Genomic DNA, 18,222 nt, shown 5'->3' with positions numbered 1-18,222 from the left:
ACGACTTCAAATTAACTGGCTCCGTCCGATAAGACGTGCAGATTTTGCTGCATTGCGGCATAATCGCAAAAAGCTAGAAATACGAAACTCCAGGAGGAATTCATGCGACTGATTTTGCTCGGTCCCCCCGGCGCCGGTAAAGGTACACAGGCTGCTTTCATCACTGAAAAATTTGGCATTCCACAAATTTCAACCGGCGACATGTTGCGTGCCGCGGTTAAGGCACAGACCCCGTTGGGCCTGGAAGCCAAGAAAATCATGGATGCCGGCGGACTGGTTTCGGACGAAATCATCATCGGCCTGGTCAGTGATCGTCTGCAACAACCCGACTGCAAGGACGGCTACCTGTTCGACGGCTTTCCGCGCACCATCCCGCAGGCCGACGCACTGAAGAATGCAGGCGTAAAGCTGGATTTCGTTGTCGAAATTGTCGTTCCCGAAGAGAACATCATCGAGCGCATGAGCGGACGCCGCGTGCACCCGGCAAGCGGACGCAGCTATCACACCAAATTCAACCCGCCCAAAACGCCCGACACCGACGATCTGACGGGTGAACCGCTGGTTCAGCGCGATGACGACAAGGAAGAAACCGTAAGGAATCGTCTGGCTGTATATCGCGAGCAAACCCGCCCGCTGGTCGACTACTACTCGGAATGGGCGGCATCGGGCAGCCCCGATGCACCCGCCTATCGGCAGCTTTCCGGACTGGGCGCCGTTGACGAGATCAAGGAACGGGTATTCCAGGCACTTCAGGCCTGAGATCCAGAATGAACGGGCCCAGCGCCCGTTTTTCACATTATTCCCACAAGATAGGGATCACGCATGGAAATCAAGAATAAAGTCTTCATTGTGACCGGTGGAGCCTCCGGGCTCGGCGCTGGTACTGCTCGCATGCTCGTTGCGGAAGGCGCCAAAGTCATACTGGCCGACGTCCAGGACGAAGCCGGCCAGCAACTTGCAGCCGAGCTGGGTCAGTCCTATGTTCATTGCGATGTCACGCAAGAAGCCGACGGGCAAGCCGTTGTGGATGCGGCACTGAAGGCAGGTCAGCTGTTCGGTCTGGTGAACTGCGCCGGCGTGGCTCCCGCTGCCCGCACAGTCAGCAAGAACGGGCCGCATGCGCTGGATCTTTTCCAGAAAGTGATCGCCATCAATCTGGTGGGCACCTTCAATATGTGCCGCCTGGCAGCCGCCGCCATGAGCAACAACACACCTGAAGCGACTGGTGAACGTGGCGTGCTGATCAATACCGCCTCGGTTGCCGCCTACGACGGCCAGATAGGCCAGGCAGCATACGCATCCTCGAAGGCAGGCGTGGCCGGCCTCACACTGCCGCTGGCACGAGACCTGTCGAAAGTAGGCATACGCTGCATGACCATCGCTCCCGGCATCTTCGGCACACCCATGGTCTTTGGCATGCCGCAGGAAGTGCAGGACTCGCTCGCCGCCAGCATTCCCTTCCCTTCGCGCCTGGGCCGCCCCGAAGACTACGCCAAGCTGGTTCAGCACATCATCACCAATGAAATGCTCAATGGCGAAACCATCCGTCTGGATGGCGCCATCCGCATGGCACCGAAATAAGTCAGTACCCCATGAGCTTGCTCAGGTCGGCCGCAACGGTCAGCAGCTTTACGCTGCTGTCCCGCATAACGGGGCTGGTTCGCGACATCCTGATTGCCAGCTCTTTTGGCGCCGGGCCACTGACAGATGCATTCTGGGTCGCGTTCCGCATACCCAATCTGCTGCGCCGCCTGTTTGCCGAAGGGGCTTTTTCTCAAGCCTTTGTTCCCATTCTGGGTGAGGCCCGCAGTACCCGCGATCATGAAGCGGTCCGCATACTGCTGGACCGCGTCTGCCTGCTGCTGACTATTGCGCTGATGCTGGTCACGCTGGTGGGTATAGTGGGCGCACCCTGGGTGGTCAGCGCCATGGCCAGCGGCATGCGTACTGCCGCCAGGCAAACAGAATTCGACGCTGCGGTCTGGATGACCCGGCTGATGTTCCCCTACATCATCTGCATGTCGCTGGTGGCCTTCGCCTCTGGCGTACTGAATACATGGAGCAAATTTGCGGTACCTGCGTTCACGCCGGTGCTGCTGAACCTGTCCATGATAGGCGCCAGCCTGTTCCTGGTGTCTTACTTTGACACGCCTATCTACGCCTTGGCCGTGGGTGTCATGCTGGGCGGGGTCGCCCAACTGGCAGTGCAATGGGTCGCGCTGGCCCGGCTGGGACTGCTGCCCCGCTATTCCGTGAAAGCAGGCGCCGCATGGTCCGATCCCACAATCAGACACATCATGCGTCAGATGTTGCCGGCCATACTGGGGGTATCGGTGGCGCAGATCTCCCTGCTGATCAATACCAATATCGCCACCTGGCTGACTCCAGGCAGCGTAACCTGGCTTTCGTTTGCCGACCGGCTGATGGAGTTTCCCACCGCACTGCTGGGTATCGCCCTGGGAACGGTACTGCTGCCCAAACTTTCAGCGGCGCACGCACGACAAGACCACAACGGCTACAGCGCGCTGCTGGACTGGGGTCTGCGTCTGGTACTGCTGCTCGGCTTGCCAGCCGCCCTGGGTCTTGCCTTGCTGTCGGATGGTCTGGTTGCCACCCTGTTCAACTATGGCGCCTTCAGCGCCACCGACGTCATGCAAACACGGCTGGCTGTCATGGCATACGCCGCAGGCCTGATTGGTTTGCTGGCCATCAAGATTCTGGCGCCGGGCTTTTACGCCAGGCAGAATATCCGTACACCTGTGCGGATTGCACTGTTTGTGCTGGTACTGACCCAGGTGTTCAACCTGATTCTGGTGCCCCAATTCGCCCATGCCGGACTGGCCTTGTCGATAGGCCTGGGGGCCACGGTCAATGCCCTGTGCCTGGTTGTTCTGCTACGACGCGGCAAGCTGTACCAACCCGCCCCCGGATGGACCCGCTTCGGTCTGAGTCTGGTGCCGGCACTGGCCGCGCTGTCGCTCGTGCTGTGGCAAGCAGGCCGGCATCTGGACTGGATCGCCCTGGGCATCCAGCCTGGGCTGCGGGCACTTTGGCTGATGGCTGTGATCATGGCGGGAGCACTGGCTTATTTTGCGGTATTGTTCTGCTGCGGCTTTCGCCCTTCAGACTTTACACGGCATGGCAAATAATATAGAATAGCTGTCTTTGCCGAATTTAACCCCACAGATACACGGATACGCATAATGGCCAATACCGCCCAAGCCCGCAAACGTGCTCGCCAGTCGGTAGAGCGCAACAAACACAACGCCAGCCTGCGCTCTATGCTGCGTACGTCGATCAAACGCGTGCGTCAAGCTATCGAAGCCGGCGATAAAGCAGTTGCTGCTGAAGTTTTCCAAAAGACTACTAGCATTATCGATCGCGTTGCCGACAAGAACATCATCCACAAAAACAAGGCCGCCCGTCATAAAAGCCGCCTTGCTGCTGCAGTAAAAGCCCTAGCCTGATTGCTGTCAGGGTTTAATCGGCAAAAACAAACAGTCAGGGGTCAGCCCCGACAAAAACAGGACGCTTCGGCGTCCTGTTTTTTTTATGGGGTATAGTTCGATCTGCACAAACGATCGGGCGTGCATGCCAGACGCTTGCACGTACAACAACAGCAATCGAACACGAGACAACCCATGACAACACCCGTAGTACCCACGCTGCTGCAATTGCTTCCCCTGAACGCTTCCCAGGCCAAGGAACGCCTGTCCAAACACTTCAAACTGATTGAACTCTGGAAGGAATCCGATCCCCAGGCAACAATCACCCGCCACAAAGACGACATACAGGTGGTGGTCACCAGTGCCATGACCCCAACATCTGCCGAACTGATCGATGCCCTGCCCCGGCTCAAGGCGATCTGCAGCCAGGGGGTCGGCTACGACGCCATTGACGTCAAGCACGCCCAAAGCAAAGACATACAGGTCAGCAATACACCCGACGTCCTCAATGACTGCGTTGCCGACCTCACCCTTGGCCTGCTGCTGACCTCTGCACGCAAACTCGGGCATGCCGAAAGATACGTGCGCAACAACCTGTGGGGTACCGACGCGTCGTTTCCGCTGGGCACCAGCGTAAGTCATAAAAAACTGGGTATTGTGGGACTGGGCCGCATAGGTATGGCCATTGCCCAACGCGCCGCCGGCTTCAATATGGACATCCGTTATCACAATCGCAGCGAGCGCAGCGACGTCCCATATCAGTACATGGCCTCGCTGGTTGACCTGGCCTCGTGGGCCGATTTTCTGGTCATTGCCACCGTCGGCGGCGACGGTACACGCCACCTGATTGACGCTCCGGTGCTCAAGGCACTCGGACCCAATGGCATGCTCGTGAATATCTCGCGCGGCTCAGTAATCGACGAGACGGCTCTGGTGCAGGCCCTGTCAGGCGGAGAACTGGGTGGCGCCGGCCTTGATGTTTACCAGAATGAGCCGAACGTGCCCGAGGCGCTGAAAACACTCGATAACGTGGTGCTTGTTCCCCATATTGCCAGTGCAACGACCGAAACGCGGGCGGCCATGACCAACCTGGTACTGGAAAATGTAGAAGCCTTTGCCACAACCGGCAAAGTCCTCACACCCATACCGGCGCTTTGATCCCATATAAAAAACGCCCCTCAGGGGCGTGATGAGGCTGGTACTTCCTGCTCGGTCAGCTGAAGCTTGTTGTCGGACGCAAAATCACACACGAATTTCCACGCCAGGGGTTCGAGATCACGCAGCCTGCGGTCGACCACCACACAGCGGATACCGTCGAGCACAACGGGCACAACATAGGGCGAATACGTAAGGTGGTCGCGCATCGAGCCCGCCGGGCGAAACTGGGACATTACTCCTGCAAGGCGCTCGGCCCAGTCACTGGGACGAAAACGCTGGCCATCAAGGGTCAGGCCATGAATAACTAACTGCTGCACTAAATGGGTCATTAGACTTCCGCGGACAAATCGTGGCCTGAGGCCTGCCAAACTCTCCCTGCGCCGCGAATTGTATTCGATACCGGGCCTTCGTGCCTTCTTTGCGGAAGACCACGGGTCAAGGTAAGATGGCTCTTTTACACAAGGCTTATTATGTCTGACGCCACACCAAAAACCGGGCCACTGCGGCATTTTCTGCAATTTCGCGACTTATCAAAAACAGAGATCCAGTACGTACTGGATCGGGCGCTGCTGATCAAGAACAAGTTCAAGCGCTACGAGCCGCATCACACTTTGCATGATCGCAACCTGGCTATGGTTTTTGAAAAGGCCAGCACACGCACCAGAGTCTCGTTCGAGGCGGGCATGTACCAGCTTGGGGGCGCAGTCATACATCTTACCACTGGCGACTCACAATTGGGCCGTTCCGAGCCTATCGAAGACACCGCACGCGTCATATCGCGCATGGTCGATCTGGTCATGATCCGCACCTTTGAACAGACACGCATCGAGCGCTTTGCCGCGCATTCACGCGTGCCCGTAATCAATGGCCTGACCAACGAATTCCATCCCTGCCAGATCCTGGCCGATATCTTCACGTTTATAGAGCATCACGGGCCCATAGAGGGCAAAACAGTGGCCTGGATAGGTGATGCCAACAACATGGCCTATACGTGGCTGCAAGCGGCTGAAATCCTCGATTTCCGGTTGCACGTATCCGCACCGTCAGGCTATAGGCTGGAAGCAGAGCGCATCGGCCAGCCTGCTGCAAATGTCCTGCAGGAATTCAGCGACCCCATGGAAGCCTGCAAGGGCGCTCATCTGGTCACTACCGACGTCTGGACCAGCATGGGCTACGAGGACGAAAATGAAGCACGGCGCAAGGCATTTGCCGACTGGTGTGTCGACGCCGACATGATGGCGGTTGCCGACCCCAACGCCCTGTTCATGCACTGCCTGCCCGCCCACCGCGGCGAAGAGGTCACCGGCGAAGTCATAGACGGTCCACAAAGCGTTGTATGGGACGAAGCTGAAAACCGATTGCACGTACAGAAAGCACTGATGGAGTTCCTGCTGCTGGGGCAACTTTCCGCCTGACACCGTCACGCACGCCAAACAAAACGGGCAGCACCTCGGTGCTGCCCGTTTTCATTTGACTGCCGACTTATTTATCGGACTTGTCTTTCAACTGTGGCAAGGCTGAACCGGCAGCAGGCGCCAGCAAGCCGGTTTGCACATACGTGAACAACTTGTCGCGCGTGTCGACAATATCAAGATTACGCATGGTCAACTGGCCGATACGATCCCGCGGCGAGAATGTGGACTCGCCCTTTTCCATGGTCAGGCGGTCGGGGTGATAAGTCAGGTTGGGCGACTCCGTGTTCAGGATGGAATAGTCGTTGCCGCGGCGCAGCTCGAGCGTGACTTCACCTGTAATGGCGTGCGCCACCCAGCGCTGAGCCGTTTCACGCAGCATGATGGACTGCGGATCAAACCAGCGGCCCTGATACAGCAGACGACCCAGTCTAAGACCGTTAATGCGATATTGCTCGATCGTGTCTTCGTTGTGAATGCCGGTCAGCAAGCGCTCGTAGGCAATATGCAGCAAAGCCAGGCCGGGAGCTTCATAGATGCCACGGCTCTTGGCTTCGATAATACGGTTCTCGATCTGATCGCTCATGCCCAGGCCATGGCGCCCGCCAATGCGGTTGGCTTCCAGTATCAGTTCGACGCTGTCGGAAAACTCGACACCATTGAGCGCTACAGGCTGGCCTTCTTCAAAGCGAACCCTGACCTCTTCGGTCTTGACCTGTACGTCATCACGCCAGAAAGCCACGCCCATGATGGGCTGAACAATCTTGATACCGGAGTTCAGGTGCTCAAGATCCTTGGCTTCGTGTGTTGCGCCCAGCATGTTGGAGTCGGTCGAATAGGCTTTTTCGGCCGACATCTTGTAGTCGAAACCGGCTTGCTGCATGTACTCGGACATTTCGGCACGGCCGCCCAGCTCATCGATAAAGACCTGATCCAGCCAGGGCTTGTAGATCTTCAGCGCAGGATTGGTCAGCAAGCCGTAGCGGTAGAAACGTTCGATGTCGTTACCCTTGAAAGTACTGCCATCGCCCCAGATATGGACATCGTCTTCCTTCATTGCCGCAACCAGCATGGTGCCGGTGACCGCACGGCCAATGGGCGTGGTATTGAAGTAAGTGACACCAGCTGTCGAAATATGGAAGGCGCCACATTGCAGAGCGGCAATACCTTCGGCAGCCAGTTGGGCACGACAATCAATCAGGCGAGCTTCGGTGGCACCATATTCCTTGGCGCGACGCGGAATGGACTCGTAGTCTGTTTCATCGGGCTGACCCAGATTGGCCGTATAGGCGTAAGGTATGGCGCCCTTGTTGCGCATCCACAATAGCGCGGCGCTGGTATCCAGCCCGCCCGAAAAAGCGATGCCGACCTTCTGGCCGGCTGGGACGTTTTCAAGAATGGTTGTCATGAGAGATATGAGGCCTTGCAAAGAATTTCGACTAACCGGGCATTATAACCCTTAGGGTTTTTGGTAGAATAAATTTCCCGGGGGAGTAGCTCAGCTGGGAGAGCGCTGCGTTCGCAATGCAGAGGTCGGGAGTTCGATCCTCCTCTTCTCCACCATTCGATTTCGCCCGAGCAGCCGCTCGGGCTTTCTCTTTACGCCGGCGTCAAGGCGCAAGTATTCCCCAGATTAGCCTCTATCAACGCCTTGTCAGTCTCGTCGGTCAGGCCGTCGTGGTTAAGGTCGTACCAGCTGGACTGGGCCACGCCGTTGTTCAGGTTTAGTTGACTGAGTTCCGTCCAGAGTGCCAGATCGGTCTGATCCACCACGCCGTCGCGATTTCCGTCACCCGTGCAATGAACCGTGTCGTACTGGTAGTTATATTCGGCAACCTGATCGCGCTCGTCCATTTCCGCCCTCATGGTGTCGTAACTCTGTTGAGCCTCAGGTGGCAACCCGGCGGTAATGGTGGGCGAACCAACAGCAATGGCGTCACCAGCGCGGTCGAGCGTCGGATTCGGAACTGCCATGTCGATTTTGTACAGTTCATCGGTGTTCTGATTCTCGATATAGGTCGAATTAATGGGATTCGCCAGGTCGGTGGTGTACATCTTGCGATTCAGGCGCACCAGCTTGTAGATACCGTCGCTGACCGCCTTTTGCGAGTCGGGCAAAACGTCGACGACATCGTTGGGATCCAGTGACTTCCGGTAAGACATCACCTGTCCGCACTGGCCGAATCCTTCAGCAGGTACGCCCGTTAGCCCGGAGCCGGCACCATACCAGATGCCACTTTGATCATCGCACAGTGCTTTCTGGGGGAAGATGGTGAAACACACTTCCGCCGCTTCAACCACGCAAGGCTGGGGCGTGGTTGACATGGACGGATTGGTAAAGTTGGTTCCCATTTCAGTGAAATTCAGGCTACGGATCGCCCCCTGCTCCGGAGTGGTCAGGTAGGCCAGCATCGGCTGGGCATCCAGCGGGCGGTCTGCCGGAACGTTGGCTTCCACATCAGCACCGGCGATATCTGCAAACAGGCGATACAGATCAGGCGAGCTGACCTGGTAGGTAATTTCACGCCCTGGCCGCTCGACCATGGGGCCGGCGACCAATAGCGGCACCGAGACCCCGGTCTGATAGGGGAATCCTTTGGCACGTGCGGGGTCGAATTGCCCGGGAGACGTAAACTTCACGCTATTGACATAGGTTCCGTTGTCGCCCATGACGACCACCACTGTATTGGTCTTTTCCGGCTGGTAATTCAGCGTGCCGTCCTCGTTCCAGGTAGCCAGGCCGATTTCGACCAGCAAACGACCTATCTCGGTATCCATGGCCTCAACCATCAGGTTGGTGACGAGGTGATCATCGACCAGACCGGTGATCTGGCCGGGAACGCCCTCCAGGTCGCTGGCTGGCGAACAAATCAGATTGTCATTCCGTCCTATGGTGCTCTCGGACACCAGGCTCACAGGTGGCACCTGCAGCGGCGCGTGAATAGCGGAATAACCCAAAGACATCATCCATGGGGTATCCGGGCTTTGCTGGCGCACCCAGGCTATGGCGCGATCGGTTTCCATGGTGCTGCGGTAGCCACGTGCCGACGGGTCTTCGGCACCGACTTTCTGTGTTCTGCCGTCTGCCCAGCTCTGGACAAATTCGCCGGTGTAGTAGCCGTTCTGGGCAGTGAAGTCAAGGTACGTAGGCCGGCTTGCCTGGCAGGACTGCCCCGGGTCAAAAATACCGCCTCGTTCCATACATGTGCGACCCGGCGTAACGGTATCAGGGCCACGCGCAATCAATTCGCACCCGCCACTCACATCGTAGCAGGCACCGGTATCAGCGCCATTGGCGGGATCCATGGTGGTATTCGAAACATAACCACACTTGTAGGTTCCTTCGGCCACGTTGCTGCGCCCTGCCCGCGTATCGATCGGAAACGGAGCGCCGTCGAGGTAGCCGTCGAAGTAGTCCCAACCCAACTTCCACATGGTCTGGTATCCATAGGGAAGGTTCGGAGCCGTTCCCATGTCGGTGCCAGTCAAATGCATCTTGCCGATCAGTGCATTGACATACCCCTGTGTATGCAGGAGCTTGGGAAGTGTCAGTTCGTAGGGCGAAATTTCGGAGTTTGCCAGGTCGGTCGATACGACGGCGTTAAGAATATTCGTGGCAGAGGGGTAACGCCCGGTAAAGAAAGTAGCGCGCGTGGGTGTGCAGGTTGGCATGGACCAGGCGGAGCGGAACTGCAGCCCCGCTTTGGCAATCGCTGTCAGGTTGGGCGTCTTGGGCGGTAGCTGGCCGCCGTAGCCGTAGGATGTCATTTGGTCCAGGCCAAAGTCATCCAGAACAATGAAAAGGATATTGGGTTTTTGCGTTACGTCAGGGTTGCCACCGCCGTCATCGCTGCTGGAGCAGCCTGCCAGCATCAGGACTGGAACCATCAGTAAAGCAAGGCGGCTTCGTAGGCCTGTCTGTAAAGCTTTCATTGTTATCTCCTCTTTCCGAATGGAAGTATGCTACGTCGGCGTAGACCCCATAGCAGGCCCAGGCCTGTCAACCACAGCAGGCTGACCGCACCTCCGCCAGAATGTTCTGATTCAGGTGGCGGTGGAGGCTCGACGAACAGGGCTGCGTACCATGCGACCCCCTTGTTATCCACTTGCTGACCAGACCGTGCATCCAGATACGGATCTATCGTGAAGACATTAAGCCCGGTCTTGCGATCGTAGTAACGGTAGACCGGGCCAAGCCCTGGCCAGGCGTGATCGAAAGCCCCAAAGGCACGCCCTTCGCTGGTCCAGTTCTGGTCGACGTCGAGCCTGGCCTGTTCGGCGGCGCTCAGTGTGTAGATACGGTCGCCTTGCTTCGAGAGATAGCTGATTACAGGACTGACGCCGGGTCTGTCTGTCTCATTGGCAAACAGGGTGTGCTCAAGCGTGTAGTCAGACTGATCGACCAGGTCGTTGGCCAGCTGTGCATCGCTGGTAAGAACGGCTGGTCCGGTAGCGGCAGCCAGGCGGAACACCACCGGCAGATCAGCATCAAGGTCGTACCGGTCGAGTGTCTGGGCAGCGTAGCTGACGGTTCGCAGGTGATCCAGGCTGTGGGCTATGGGGTACACCTGCGGCAGGGCCGGCATGGTGTATGTAACGCCGGGCTGCGGCGTGCGTCCTGGACCGCCAGGGTTATAGATATCGCTGTAGCCGGCCGTGCCAGAGGTTGGTATTTCGACCGATTCCAGCAGCCTGACAGCCGCCTCGTCTCCTTTGATCATGATGTCGAAATAATTGTCGTGATCTTCGGCGTAATAAGCCCGGTTGGGAGCGCCCTGCAGGGGAGGCCCCACTTCGGCCAGGCCAATGATTTCGATTGTTCCCGCACCCAGGTCATACACTTGCCCCGCCTTGTCAATAATGACGCGGTGTCCGCCGGCATCACGGGCATGCAATCGAAAGAATGTCTCGAAATCGGTTGGCATGAATCCGCTTACGCCATCTGGCGAAAAGCCACCCGAGGTGAAAAGCCGCAACCGGTACTGACCATCGGCTCCGTAGAGCGAATAGGCATCATTGGGAAAGGCGGAGTTCAGTGCCGGCGGCGGAAAGTCTCCGGCGGGCGAAAAATGGCTTAGCTTTGCACCGACAAGCGCGGGGCCTGCAACATACGGGTTGCTGCTGGGAGCCGAGAGCCCTGTCACGGACACGGGCCCATCGGGGCCCACCGCCATCATTGGCGAATCACCCTCTACAAAGGAAACCACTGTCGGATATACCGCAGCCGCGGTATCCGGTGTCAGGCGATTGCCGAACTCGCCGAATACCACCACGACATGGCGCTCGTTGTGGTCGTAATTGGGGTTCAAGGCTGCGGCTTCAGGAAAGACGATTTCGCCGGTGTTCAGGGTAATGGCGATGTTGTCGGGCGACACCGAGCTGGGAAGCAGCGGCCAGCTCACTTCTATGGGCATGGCGTCAGCAAACTGCGGCATAGCGCCGAAACCAGCCGCTGCAACGCCCAGAACCCCTGCTGCACTGGTCAGGTTACGCAGTGGAGGGGTCGGGTCCAGCTGCGCCCAGTCAAGATTAACGCCAGCACCCGCGTCAGCCGCCCGTTGCAGCTGGCCGGCCGTCAGCAGACCGGGTATACCGATAATGCCTTCGAACCCGTAATTGGCGGCAAGTATTTCTGGCTGCTCGGTCCAGAGGTCGGCATTGATCAGGACATCACGCTGCAGCTGGATGTAGGCCGGGGCCTGCCTGGCTGGGTTGACTGCCGGTTGCGCATTGCAAAGCGGGATGAACAGCATTGTGGCGGCGAATGCGTTTAGCACGGCAGGCTTCATGGCATCTTCCCTGTTGCTGAGGCAGCGTAAGGCAAAATCGTAACACTGTATTTATACTTATTTCAATGACTTTCAACTCGGCGGCGCCACATCAGTGCAGATACAGCGCCGATCAGGCCCAGGGTAAAACCGTAGATATGGGCAATGCCGATAATGTGACCGCCTATCAGCTTTTCTTCCGCAGACGATGGGCCGGCAAGCCACTGCCAGGCCATCCACAAGACGGTCGCCAGCAGTGCCAGCGCGGACAGCCCGTCTCCGTGGCGCGCCTGGGGCAACAGGCCCAGAACCAACAAACCGTACAACACCCCCGAGAATCCAACGTACAGCGACACACCTGGCGACAGCCACCACAGCAACATACCTACGCCCAGGGCCAGCGCTACGATCCTGAACCAGACACGGGAATTGAAAAGCCAGGGAGCCAGGGCACAGCAAAGCAGGACGCCGGCTATGTTCAGCAAAGTGTGCGTCCAGCCCAGATGAACAACATGCCCGCTTAACAGCCGCCACCATTCACCTTGCCCCAGAGCCTGGCGTGAGAACCGCAATGCTGTTCTCACGCCGTCGCCGCCGGCTTGCAGCAGGAACAGGACAGCAGCGAAAGCAAGGGCGTGAAACCACGCCCGTCGAGGTGTGTTCATCGTGTTGCGGATCATTCAGGACAATCAAATATACATGGTCCGGCTAGCCGGCATGTGCCACACCTGGCAGTACAAGTAGAATGATGAACAGATTCAGCAACCAAACTATGGGAAACATTCATGCCACTCAAGCTTCAAGTCATTATTTGCAGTACTCGTCCCGGTCGCGTCGGGCCTTCGGTTGCCAAATGGTTTGCCGGCTTCGCTGCCAGCCATGAAGGGTTCGACGTCTCACTGGTTGACCTGGCTGATGTCAATCTTCCGGTCTACGATGAACCTCATCACCCCCGGATGCAGAACTATCAGCACGAACATACCAAACGCTGGAGCGCCAGTGTGGCTGACGCTGACGCCTACGTGTTCGTCACGCCTGAATACAACTACTGCGCTCCGCCGTCGTTGGTTAACGCACTGAATTATGTCTACAGCGAATGGAACTACAAGCCTTGCGGCTTTGTCAGCTACGGCGGCGTTTCGGGTGGTATGCGCGCAGTTCAGGTAGCCAAGCAGCTCGTCACCACACTCAAGATGATGCCCATGGTTGAAGGGGTTGCCGTACCGATGGTAGGCACGCTGCTGGACGAAGCCAAAGTATTCACCTCGAACCCGCTGATCGACGATTCTGCACAAACCATGCTTGCCGAGTTGCATAAATGGGCAACAGCACTCAAACCCATGCGGCAAGCCAAACAGGCATAAGGGCCCGCACACGTCGGGGGATTTAAACCGTCCCCCGACGCCAATCAGCAACCATCGGAGCATCAACATTGAAATACCGGAAACTCGGACATACAGACCTGGAGGTCAGCCTGATCGGGCTTGGCACCATGACCTGGGGTGAGCAAAATACTGAATCCGAAGCACACGAGCAGATCGACTTCGCCTTGTCGCAAGGGGTCAACCTGCTTGATACCGCTGAAATGTATCCCGTGCCTCCGAAGGCCGAAACACAAGGCCGCACCGAAACCTATATAGGCACATGGCTGGCCAAGACAGGCCGACGCAAAGACATCGTACTGGCCAGCAAAGTTGCGGGTGCCGCTACTGATCCAAAACGCCCCAGCCATCTTCGTAGCGGACACATACATCTGGACCGCAAGAACATGACCGAAGCACTGGATGCCAGTCTGAAGCGCTTGCAAACCGACTATCTCGATCTTTACCAGTTGCATTGGCCAGACCGAACCACAACCATCTTCGGGCGCCCTGGCTACCCATGGAGGGACGACGCCTATACCGTGCCCATCGAGGAAACCCTTGAAGTACTGCATGACTTCGTCAAGGCAGGCAAGGTACGCCATGTCGGAGTTTCAAACGAAACACCGTGGGGTGTGGCGCAATTCCTGAAATTTTCGGAAAGGAACAACTGGCCACGGCTTGTATCCATTCAGAATCCCTACAGCCTGCTCAACCGCATCTATGAAAATGGTCTGTCGGAATTCAGTCACCTGGAAGGAGTTGGACTGCTGGCATACTCACCGCTGGCCATGGGTGTGTTGGCAGGCAAGTACCTGAACGGTGCCCGCCCCGAGGGCGCTCGCCTGACTTTGTTCGAACGCTTCAAGCGCTATTCGAAGCCGCAGGCCGAACTTGCTGCGGCTGAATATGTGCAGCTGGCCCGCAGCCATGGCTTGTCACCGGCTACCATGGCTCTCGCATTTGTCAACCAACAGCCGTTTGTCACCAGCAACCTGATTGGCGCAACCAATCTTGTTCAGCTCAAGGAAAATATCGACAGCGTCGAGGTTGTGCTGTCGAAAGAAATTATGGATGCCATCCAGGAGATCCATCTGCGTTCTCCAAACCCGGCACCCTGATCATGAACCAGAGGCCGCCCTGTCGTGAGCGGCCTCTGGTTTCACACAATCAATATATGCTGTAGCCGCGTTCGCAGGTCTTGTTCAAATTAGCCTGAATGACCGCCCCGTCGTTATGGTCGGTAATGCCGTCGCGATATTCCGGTGTAAGGAAGTCGTACACGCTGGACAGGCCCCACTCTTGTGCAATTTTCCGCCAGTTCTCGACGTCCTGTGCATTGACGACACCATCGAGGTTGCCATCACCCGGACAATCCGGACTGGAAGCCAGCATGTCATCGAGCTTGGCACGCAGGTCCTGACGAATTGCTTCCACCTGAGGATCACTGCTGGGGAGCAGGTTGCGATCCTCGGTATCCAGCAACGGTACGGGTGCAGCCTGATTGATCTGGTACAGCTCTTCACTGACGATCTCCCGGTGACTGTCAGAGGCCGGATCGTAGTCTACGCTGGTGTTGACCACCAGCTTGTAAAGCTCGTTACGGATCGCGACGGTAGATTCGGGGACCAGACCAAGATGGCTCTGCTGCGGAGTCGCCTTGTACCGGGCCTCGTTCACATCGGCGCATGTTTCATAGCCCGCCCCAGCGGGCACCGTGGGAACGACGGACGGATCGTCGTAGCCCGCTCCCCAGTAAACCCCGAGGTTGTCTTCACACACGGTCTTGGATGTGGGAATGGCCGTACACGAGGTACCCACCACACACGGTCCGTTGCGACCACCGTTGGCTTGCTCGTTCAGGCCGCCCATGGCAAAGTTGATGGTACGCAGGCTGGCCTGGCTGGGGTTGACCAGATAAGGCAGAATGCCAACCGAATCGATGACATGGGGCACTTCCTGATGTGCATCCAGACCAGCCAGCTCGCCAAAGAACTGGAACAGATCCACCGTATTGACCATGTGACCGACTTCGCGGTCAGGCTCGGCTACCTGGGGACCGGCAATAATAAGAGGATCCCAGACACCCGTCTGATACGCCGTTCCCTTGGCTCGGGTAGGGTCAAAAGGCAGCTTCACTGCCGTGCCCAAAGAACCATTGTCGCCAACAATAACAATAACGGTGTTCGTTGCCTTGGGGTCGTAGTCAAGGCTGCCGTCTTCCTTGTATTTGGCCATGCCGGTCTCGACCAGCAGCCGGCCAAATTCCGTATCGAGGGCTTCAGTCATGCGGTCCTGGATAATGCGCGTATGTAAAGTACCAGGCGCACCTTCAGGTGAACAGGTGAGCCCATCAAGCGGGCTCATGTCGTGCGGTGCCAAAGGTATCAGCCGTTTGGGAGGCTGCTGCCAGGGTGTATGGGCGGCGCTGTAGCTCACCGTGGCCATCCATGCCTGATTGGCTGGGCGTGAATTGATCCACTCGATGGCGGCGTCGGTCTCTATCGTGGTGCGGTAGCCCCGCGCCCGTGGATCGGACAAACTGACTACTTCGGCCTGCCCGTTATCGTTGATGACCAGCGGCGATACGTAGTAGGCATTCTGAATGTTGAAATCAAGATACGAGGGCGGCGCGCCACAGGTGTCGTTGGGAACCAGGATGCCACCCGAGTCCACGCATTGCATGCCCGGTGTGTCCTGGCTGAGATCCGTGCGGCTCAGGACTTTGCAGCTACCGTCGGGCTGGTAGCAGGCGCCCGTTTCGGCACCGCCCGCTTTCTCGCCGGGAATAAATCCGCATACGTGCGTGCCGGCCTTATCGTAGCCGCCGACCGTTCGGTCGATGGAACCCGGCAACCCGTCGACCCAGCCGTAAAAGTAATCCCACCCAAGCACGCTGGGAGTGGAGAACTCGGCTTCGTTGTTGTCCGGCCCGGCCAGGTGGAATTTGCCGAACATCGCACTTTCATACCCCGCCCGCTTGAGCAGCTTGGGCGCAGTGACATCATAAGGAGAAAGTTGCGAGGTAGCCAGGTCGCGGGGGCCAATCGCCTGGTGGATGCCGGTACGAACCGGATAGCGACCCACAAACATGGAGGCACGACCGGGAGAACATTCGGGCATGGACCAGGTATTGCGAAAGCGTACGCCTGCATGTGCCACGGCATCGATATTAGGCATCATGGGCCATGTCTGGCCGCCGTAGCCAAAGACTTTCATCTGGTCTATGCCGACGTCGTCCATGATCACAAGCAGGATGTTGGGTGCCTGAGCGGTGTCGTCGCTCCCTGTCCCTCCACCGCTATCGCATCCGACAAGTGCAAGCGCAGCCAGGCCTGACACAAGTAGGGCTGGAATTCTTATCTTCAAAATTTGTCTCCGATGCGTGACGGCTTCAGACCACAAAGAGCGTGCAGTTGGTCTTACAAAAATCGTAACAGATTTTATTGAAAATAAAATGAATATTTCCTGTGTGCGGCAGTGCCGCCTCAGCCCAGCTCGAAAGTGGTGATTCCGAAAGTGCGCGGCAGTGCGAGATCACCCGGTTTGCGCGTGTACATCCTGGCCGTCTCGAAGACGGGCGTCATGCCACGACTTTCGGCCATGGCGACGGCCGCGTGGTTAACCTGCGGGACGTCCAGATAAATGGGGGTTTCATCGGTAACCGTTGCTGCAAGCGCACCGAAGAGTGTTTCGGCTGTGGTTGGGGTATCGGCAAACAAGGGGCCTATTTTCCACCCGTTGCGACAGGCGCGGATCAGACCCCAGCCAGATAAACTGCCATCTTCGGCACATAGTCCAAACGAGGCCGAATCGGGTTGATTAATCCAGTGCCGCAAAAACACACCGCGTGTCGCAGGGAAGAAAGCCCGATCGTAGTCGGTCACTCGAGCAAAGGGCACGGCAGAGAGCGGTACCAGGCCCGCAGTGTGCGTTGCCGGCCATTGCCCGTTACGAAACCTGCCTTCGTAACGGATATTCCGATGTGCAAGCTCAAACCCTGACCGGCGATAATTTTCCTGCTGGTCGGGCACGCCATCCAGCCCTATCGCCCGCTGCCCCATGCGTGCGACAGCGGCCTGCCAGATCTGGTAGCCATAGCCGCGCCCCCTGTAGGCGGGCGAAACAATATAAAAGCCAAGGAAGGAATAATGGTCGTCGTAACGAACCACCGAGATGGCCGCGACCGGCGTATCGTTGAGCAACGCAATCAGAAAGCCTTCGGGATCGGCCGCAAAAAATGCGTTGGCATCGTGCAGGCCCGGATTCCAGCCTTCCTGCGCCGCCCAGTCGAGCAGCAGGTCAAGTTCGGCACGCTGCATGGGCCGAATAAGCAGGTTGGTATTGCTCAATTTCAGGCCTCCGGGTCAGGAGTCAATGGCGGCGTCTTTGCCGGTTGCTGTCAAAGCAACCGCCATGCTACTACACTGAACTTTCCTGCAGCAAGACCTGCCTCTGCCACTGCACTTACCACATCAAGTCGTCGGGCACCTTGTAGTCAGCGTAGGGATCGTCCTCGGCAGGCGCAGCCGCCGTCTGCTTCACGCGCACAACCATGGACGGATCGCGTTCGGCGATCTTGTCGGCCACGACCCTGGGCACCAGCTCGGTGGCATCGCCTTGCCGAACGATGACAAGCTGCCCCGCCGCCAGTTGCGCGCGTACGGCGGCAGAGACGTAAATTCTTTCTATCTTTGTACCGTAGGTGTAGTTGTAGGCGATATCGCCCCCACCCTTGCCCTGCCTGCTTTGCTGGATCATCTGCTCAATCTGCTTGACGATCGCCTTCTTGCGCGCTTGCGCATCACGCTCTGCATTCAGCTCGCGCACCCGTTCACGATTTTTCTGCTGCGCTTGCAGTGTGGCCGCCCGCGTTTCATCGACACTCTGAACGCCGGTCTTGCGCTCTATTTTGTTCTGCTTGCTCTTGTCCTGGTGGACACGCTTGGCCTTCTTCTGATCGATCAGGCCAGCCTTCAGCAACTGCTCTTGCAAGGAAACCATGGAAATCGCCCCTCTGCCTACGCCATCTGCGTTTGCCACAATACAGGGCCAGCCCACCCGGGCCGACCCTGAA

Annotated in this window: 16 protein-coding genes and 1 tRNA gene; 9 read left to right on the top strand and 8 right to left on the bottom strand. The window is 57.7% G+C overall.

All coding sequences use genetic code 11. The features are described from left to right. Positions 1-102: 102 nt before the first annotated feature. The 5 genes from adk to LKR43_RS10200 all read left to right on the top strand — a co-directional run bounded on the left by adk (position 103) and on the right by LKR43_RS10200 (position 4,604). Positions 103-759 (top strand): adenylate kinase, encoded by a 657-nt coding sequence (adk, locus tag LKR43_RS10220; protein WP_227683955.1) that lies wholly within the window; start codon positions 103-105, stop codon positions 757-759. A gap of 63 nt (positions 760-822) precedes the next feature. Further along, positions 823-1,581, top strand: a complete 759-nt coding sequence (locus tag LKR43_RS10215; RefSeq protein WP_227683954.1) for a 3-hydroxyacyl-CoA dehydrogenase — start codon at positions 823-825, stop codon at positions 1,579-1,581. Positions 1,582-1,592: 11 nt separating this feature from the next. Continuing rightward, positions 1,593-3,149 carry a murein biosynthesis integral membrane protein MurJ gene (gene murJ, locus LKR43_RS10210; RefSeq protein WP_227683953.1) on the top strand — a complete coding sequence of 519 codons (1,557 nt, stop codon included), beginning with the start codon at positions 1,593-1,595 and terminating at the stop codon, positions 3,147-3,149. A 54-nt stretch (positions 3,150-3,203) separates the two neighbouring features. Then, a complete protein-coding gene (gene rpsT, locus LKR43_RS10205) occupies positions 3,204-3,467 on the top strand; it encodes a 30S ribosomal protein S20 (RefSeq protein ID WP_013741765.1) in 264 nt (87 codons plus the stop codon). Positions 3,468-3,641: 174 nt separating this feature from the next. Beyond that, on the top strand, positions 3,642-4,604 hold the full coding sequence (locus tag LKR43_RS10200; RefSeq protein WP_227683952.1) for a 2-hydroxyacid dehydrogenase: 963 nt from the start codon (positions 3,642-3,644) through the stop codon (positions 4,602-4,604). A gap of 20 nt (positions 4,605-4,624) precedes the next feature. Here the strand turns inward: LKR43_RS10200 and LKR43_RS10195 are convergent, their stop codons facing one another. Continuing rightward, a complete protein-coding gene (locus LKR43_RS10195; protein ID WP_227683951.1) occupies positions 4,625-4,933 on the bottom strand; it encodes a DUF3579 domain-containing protein in 309 nt (102 codons plus the stop codon). 141 nt (positions 4,934-5,074) lie between these two features. On the opposite strand from LKR43_RS10195, the gene argF reads away from it, so the two are divergent. Beyond that, the gene (gene argF / locus LKR43_RS10190) at positions 5,075-6,019 is read left to right on the top strand and encodes an ornithine carbamoyltransferase (protein ID WP_227683950.1); all 945 of its coding nucleotides are present in this window, start codon (positions 5,075-5,077) and stop codon (positions 6,017-6,019) included. 67 nt (positions 6,020-6,086) lie between these two features. Here argF and argG read toward each other — a convergent pair whose 3' ends face one another. Continuing rightward, positions 6,087-7,424, bottom strand: a complete 1,338-nt coding sequence (gene argG, locus LKR43_RS10185) for an argininosuccinate synthase (protein WP_227683949.1) — start codon at positions 7,422-7,424, stop codon at positions 6,087-6,089. Positions 7,425-7,503: 79 nt separating this feature from the next. Here argG and LKR43_RS10180 point away from each other — a divergent pair. Then, positions 7,504-7,579 (top strand) — tRNA-Ala (locus LKR43_RS10180). Between the two features lie 36 nt (positions 7,580-7,615). Here the strand turns inward: LKR43_RS10180 and LKR43_RS10175 are convergent. The 3 genes from LKR43_RS10175 to rrtA all read right to left on the bottom strand — a co-directional run bounded on the left by LKR43_RS10175 (position 7,616) and on the right by rrtA (position 12,449). After that, positions 7,616-9,949 carry a sulfatase-like hydrolase/transferase gene (locus LKR43_RS10175; protein ID WP_227683947.1) on the bottom strand — a complete coding sequence of 778 codons (2,334 nt, stop codon included), beginning with the start codon at positions 9,947-9,949 and terminating at the stop codon, positions 7,616-7,618. 2 nt (positions 9,950-9,951) lie between these two features. Next, complete coding sequence (locus tag LKR43_RS10170; RefSeq protein ID WP_227683946.1) at positions 9,952-11,805, bottom strand: hypothetical protein; 1,854 nt, start codon at positions 11,803-11,805, stop codon at positions 9,952-9,954. A 62-nt stretch (positions 11,806-11,867) separates the two neighbouring features. Further along, positions 11,868-12,449, bottom strand: coding sequence for a rhombosortase (gene rrtA / locus LKR43_RS10165; protein ID WP_227683944.1), 582 nt, complete (start codon positions 12,447-12,449; stop codon positions 11,868-11,870). A gap of 120 nt (positions 12,450-12,569) precedes the next feature. Between rrtA and LKR43_RS10160 the strand changes: the two genes are divergently transcribed. Together LKR43_RS10160 and LKR43_RS10155 are read left to right on the top strand one after the other, a co-directional pair. Beyond that, on the top strand, positions 12,570-13,148 hold the full coding sequence (locus LKR43_RS10160; RefSeq protein ID WP_227683943.1) for an NADPH-dependent FMN reductase: 579 nt from the start codon (positions 12,570-12,572) through the stop codon (positions 13,146-13,148). Between the two features lie 68 nt (positions 13,149-13,216). Next, positions 13,217-14,266, top strand: a complete 1,050-nt coding sequence (locus LKR43_RS10155) for an NADP(H)-dependent aldo-keto reductase (protein ID WP_227683942.1) — start codon at positions 13,217-13,219, stop codon at positions 14,264-14,266. Positions 14,267-14,315: 49 nt separating this feature from the next. Here the strand turns inward: LKR43_RS10155 and LKR43_RS10150 are convergent, their stop codons facing one another. The 3 genes from LKR43_RS10150 to LKR43_RS10140 all read right to left on the bottom strand — a co-directional run bounded on the left by LKR43_RS10150 (position 14,316) and on the right by LKR43_RS10140 (position 18,149). Continuing rightward, on the bottom strand, positions 14,316-16,514 hold the full coding sequence (locus tag LKR43_RS10150; RefSeq protein ID WP_227683941.1) for a sulfatase-like hydrolase/transferase: 2,199 nt from the start codon (positions 16,512-16,514) through the stop codon (positions 14,316-14,318). A 119-nt stretch (positions 16,515-16,633) separates the two neighbouring features. Then, a complete protein-coding gene (locus LKR43_RS10145; protein WP_227683940.1) occupies positions 16,634-17,497 on the bottom strand; it encodes a GNAT family N-acetyltransferase in 864 nt (287 codons plus the stop codon). Positions 17,498-17,612: 115 nt separating this feature from the next. Next, positions 17,613-18,149, bottom strand: a complete 537-nt coding sequence (locus tag LKR43_RS10140; RefSeq protein ID WP_227683939.1) for a DUF2058 domain-containing protein — start codon at positions 18,147-18,149, stop codon at positions 17,613-17,615. Positions 18,150-18,222 lie beyond the last annotated feature (73 nt).

Source organism: Pusillimonas sp. MFBS29 (assembly GCF_020687695.1).
Classification (GTDB): domain Bacteria; phylum Pseudomonadota; class Gammaproteobacteria; order Burkholderiales; family Burkholderiaceae_B; genus Pusillimonas_C.
Note: the sequence above shows the minus strand (reverse complement) of the source record. Positions and strands in the feature narration are given on the sequence as shown.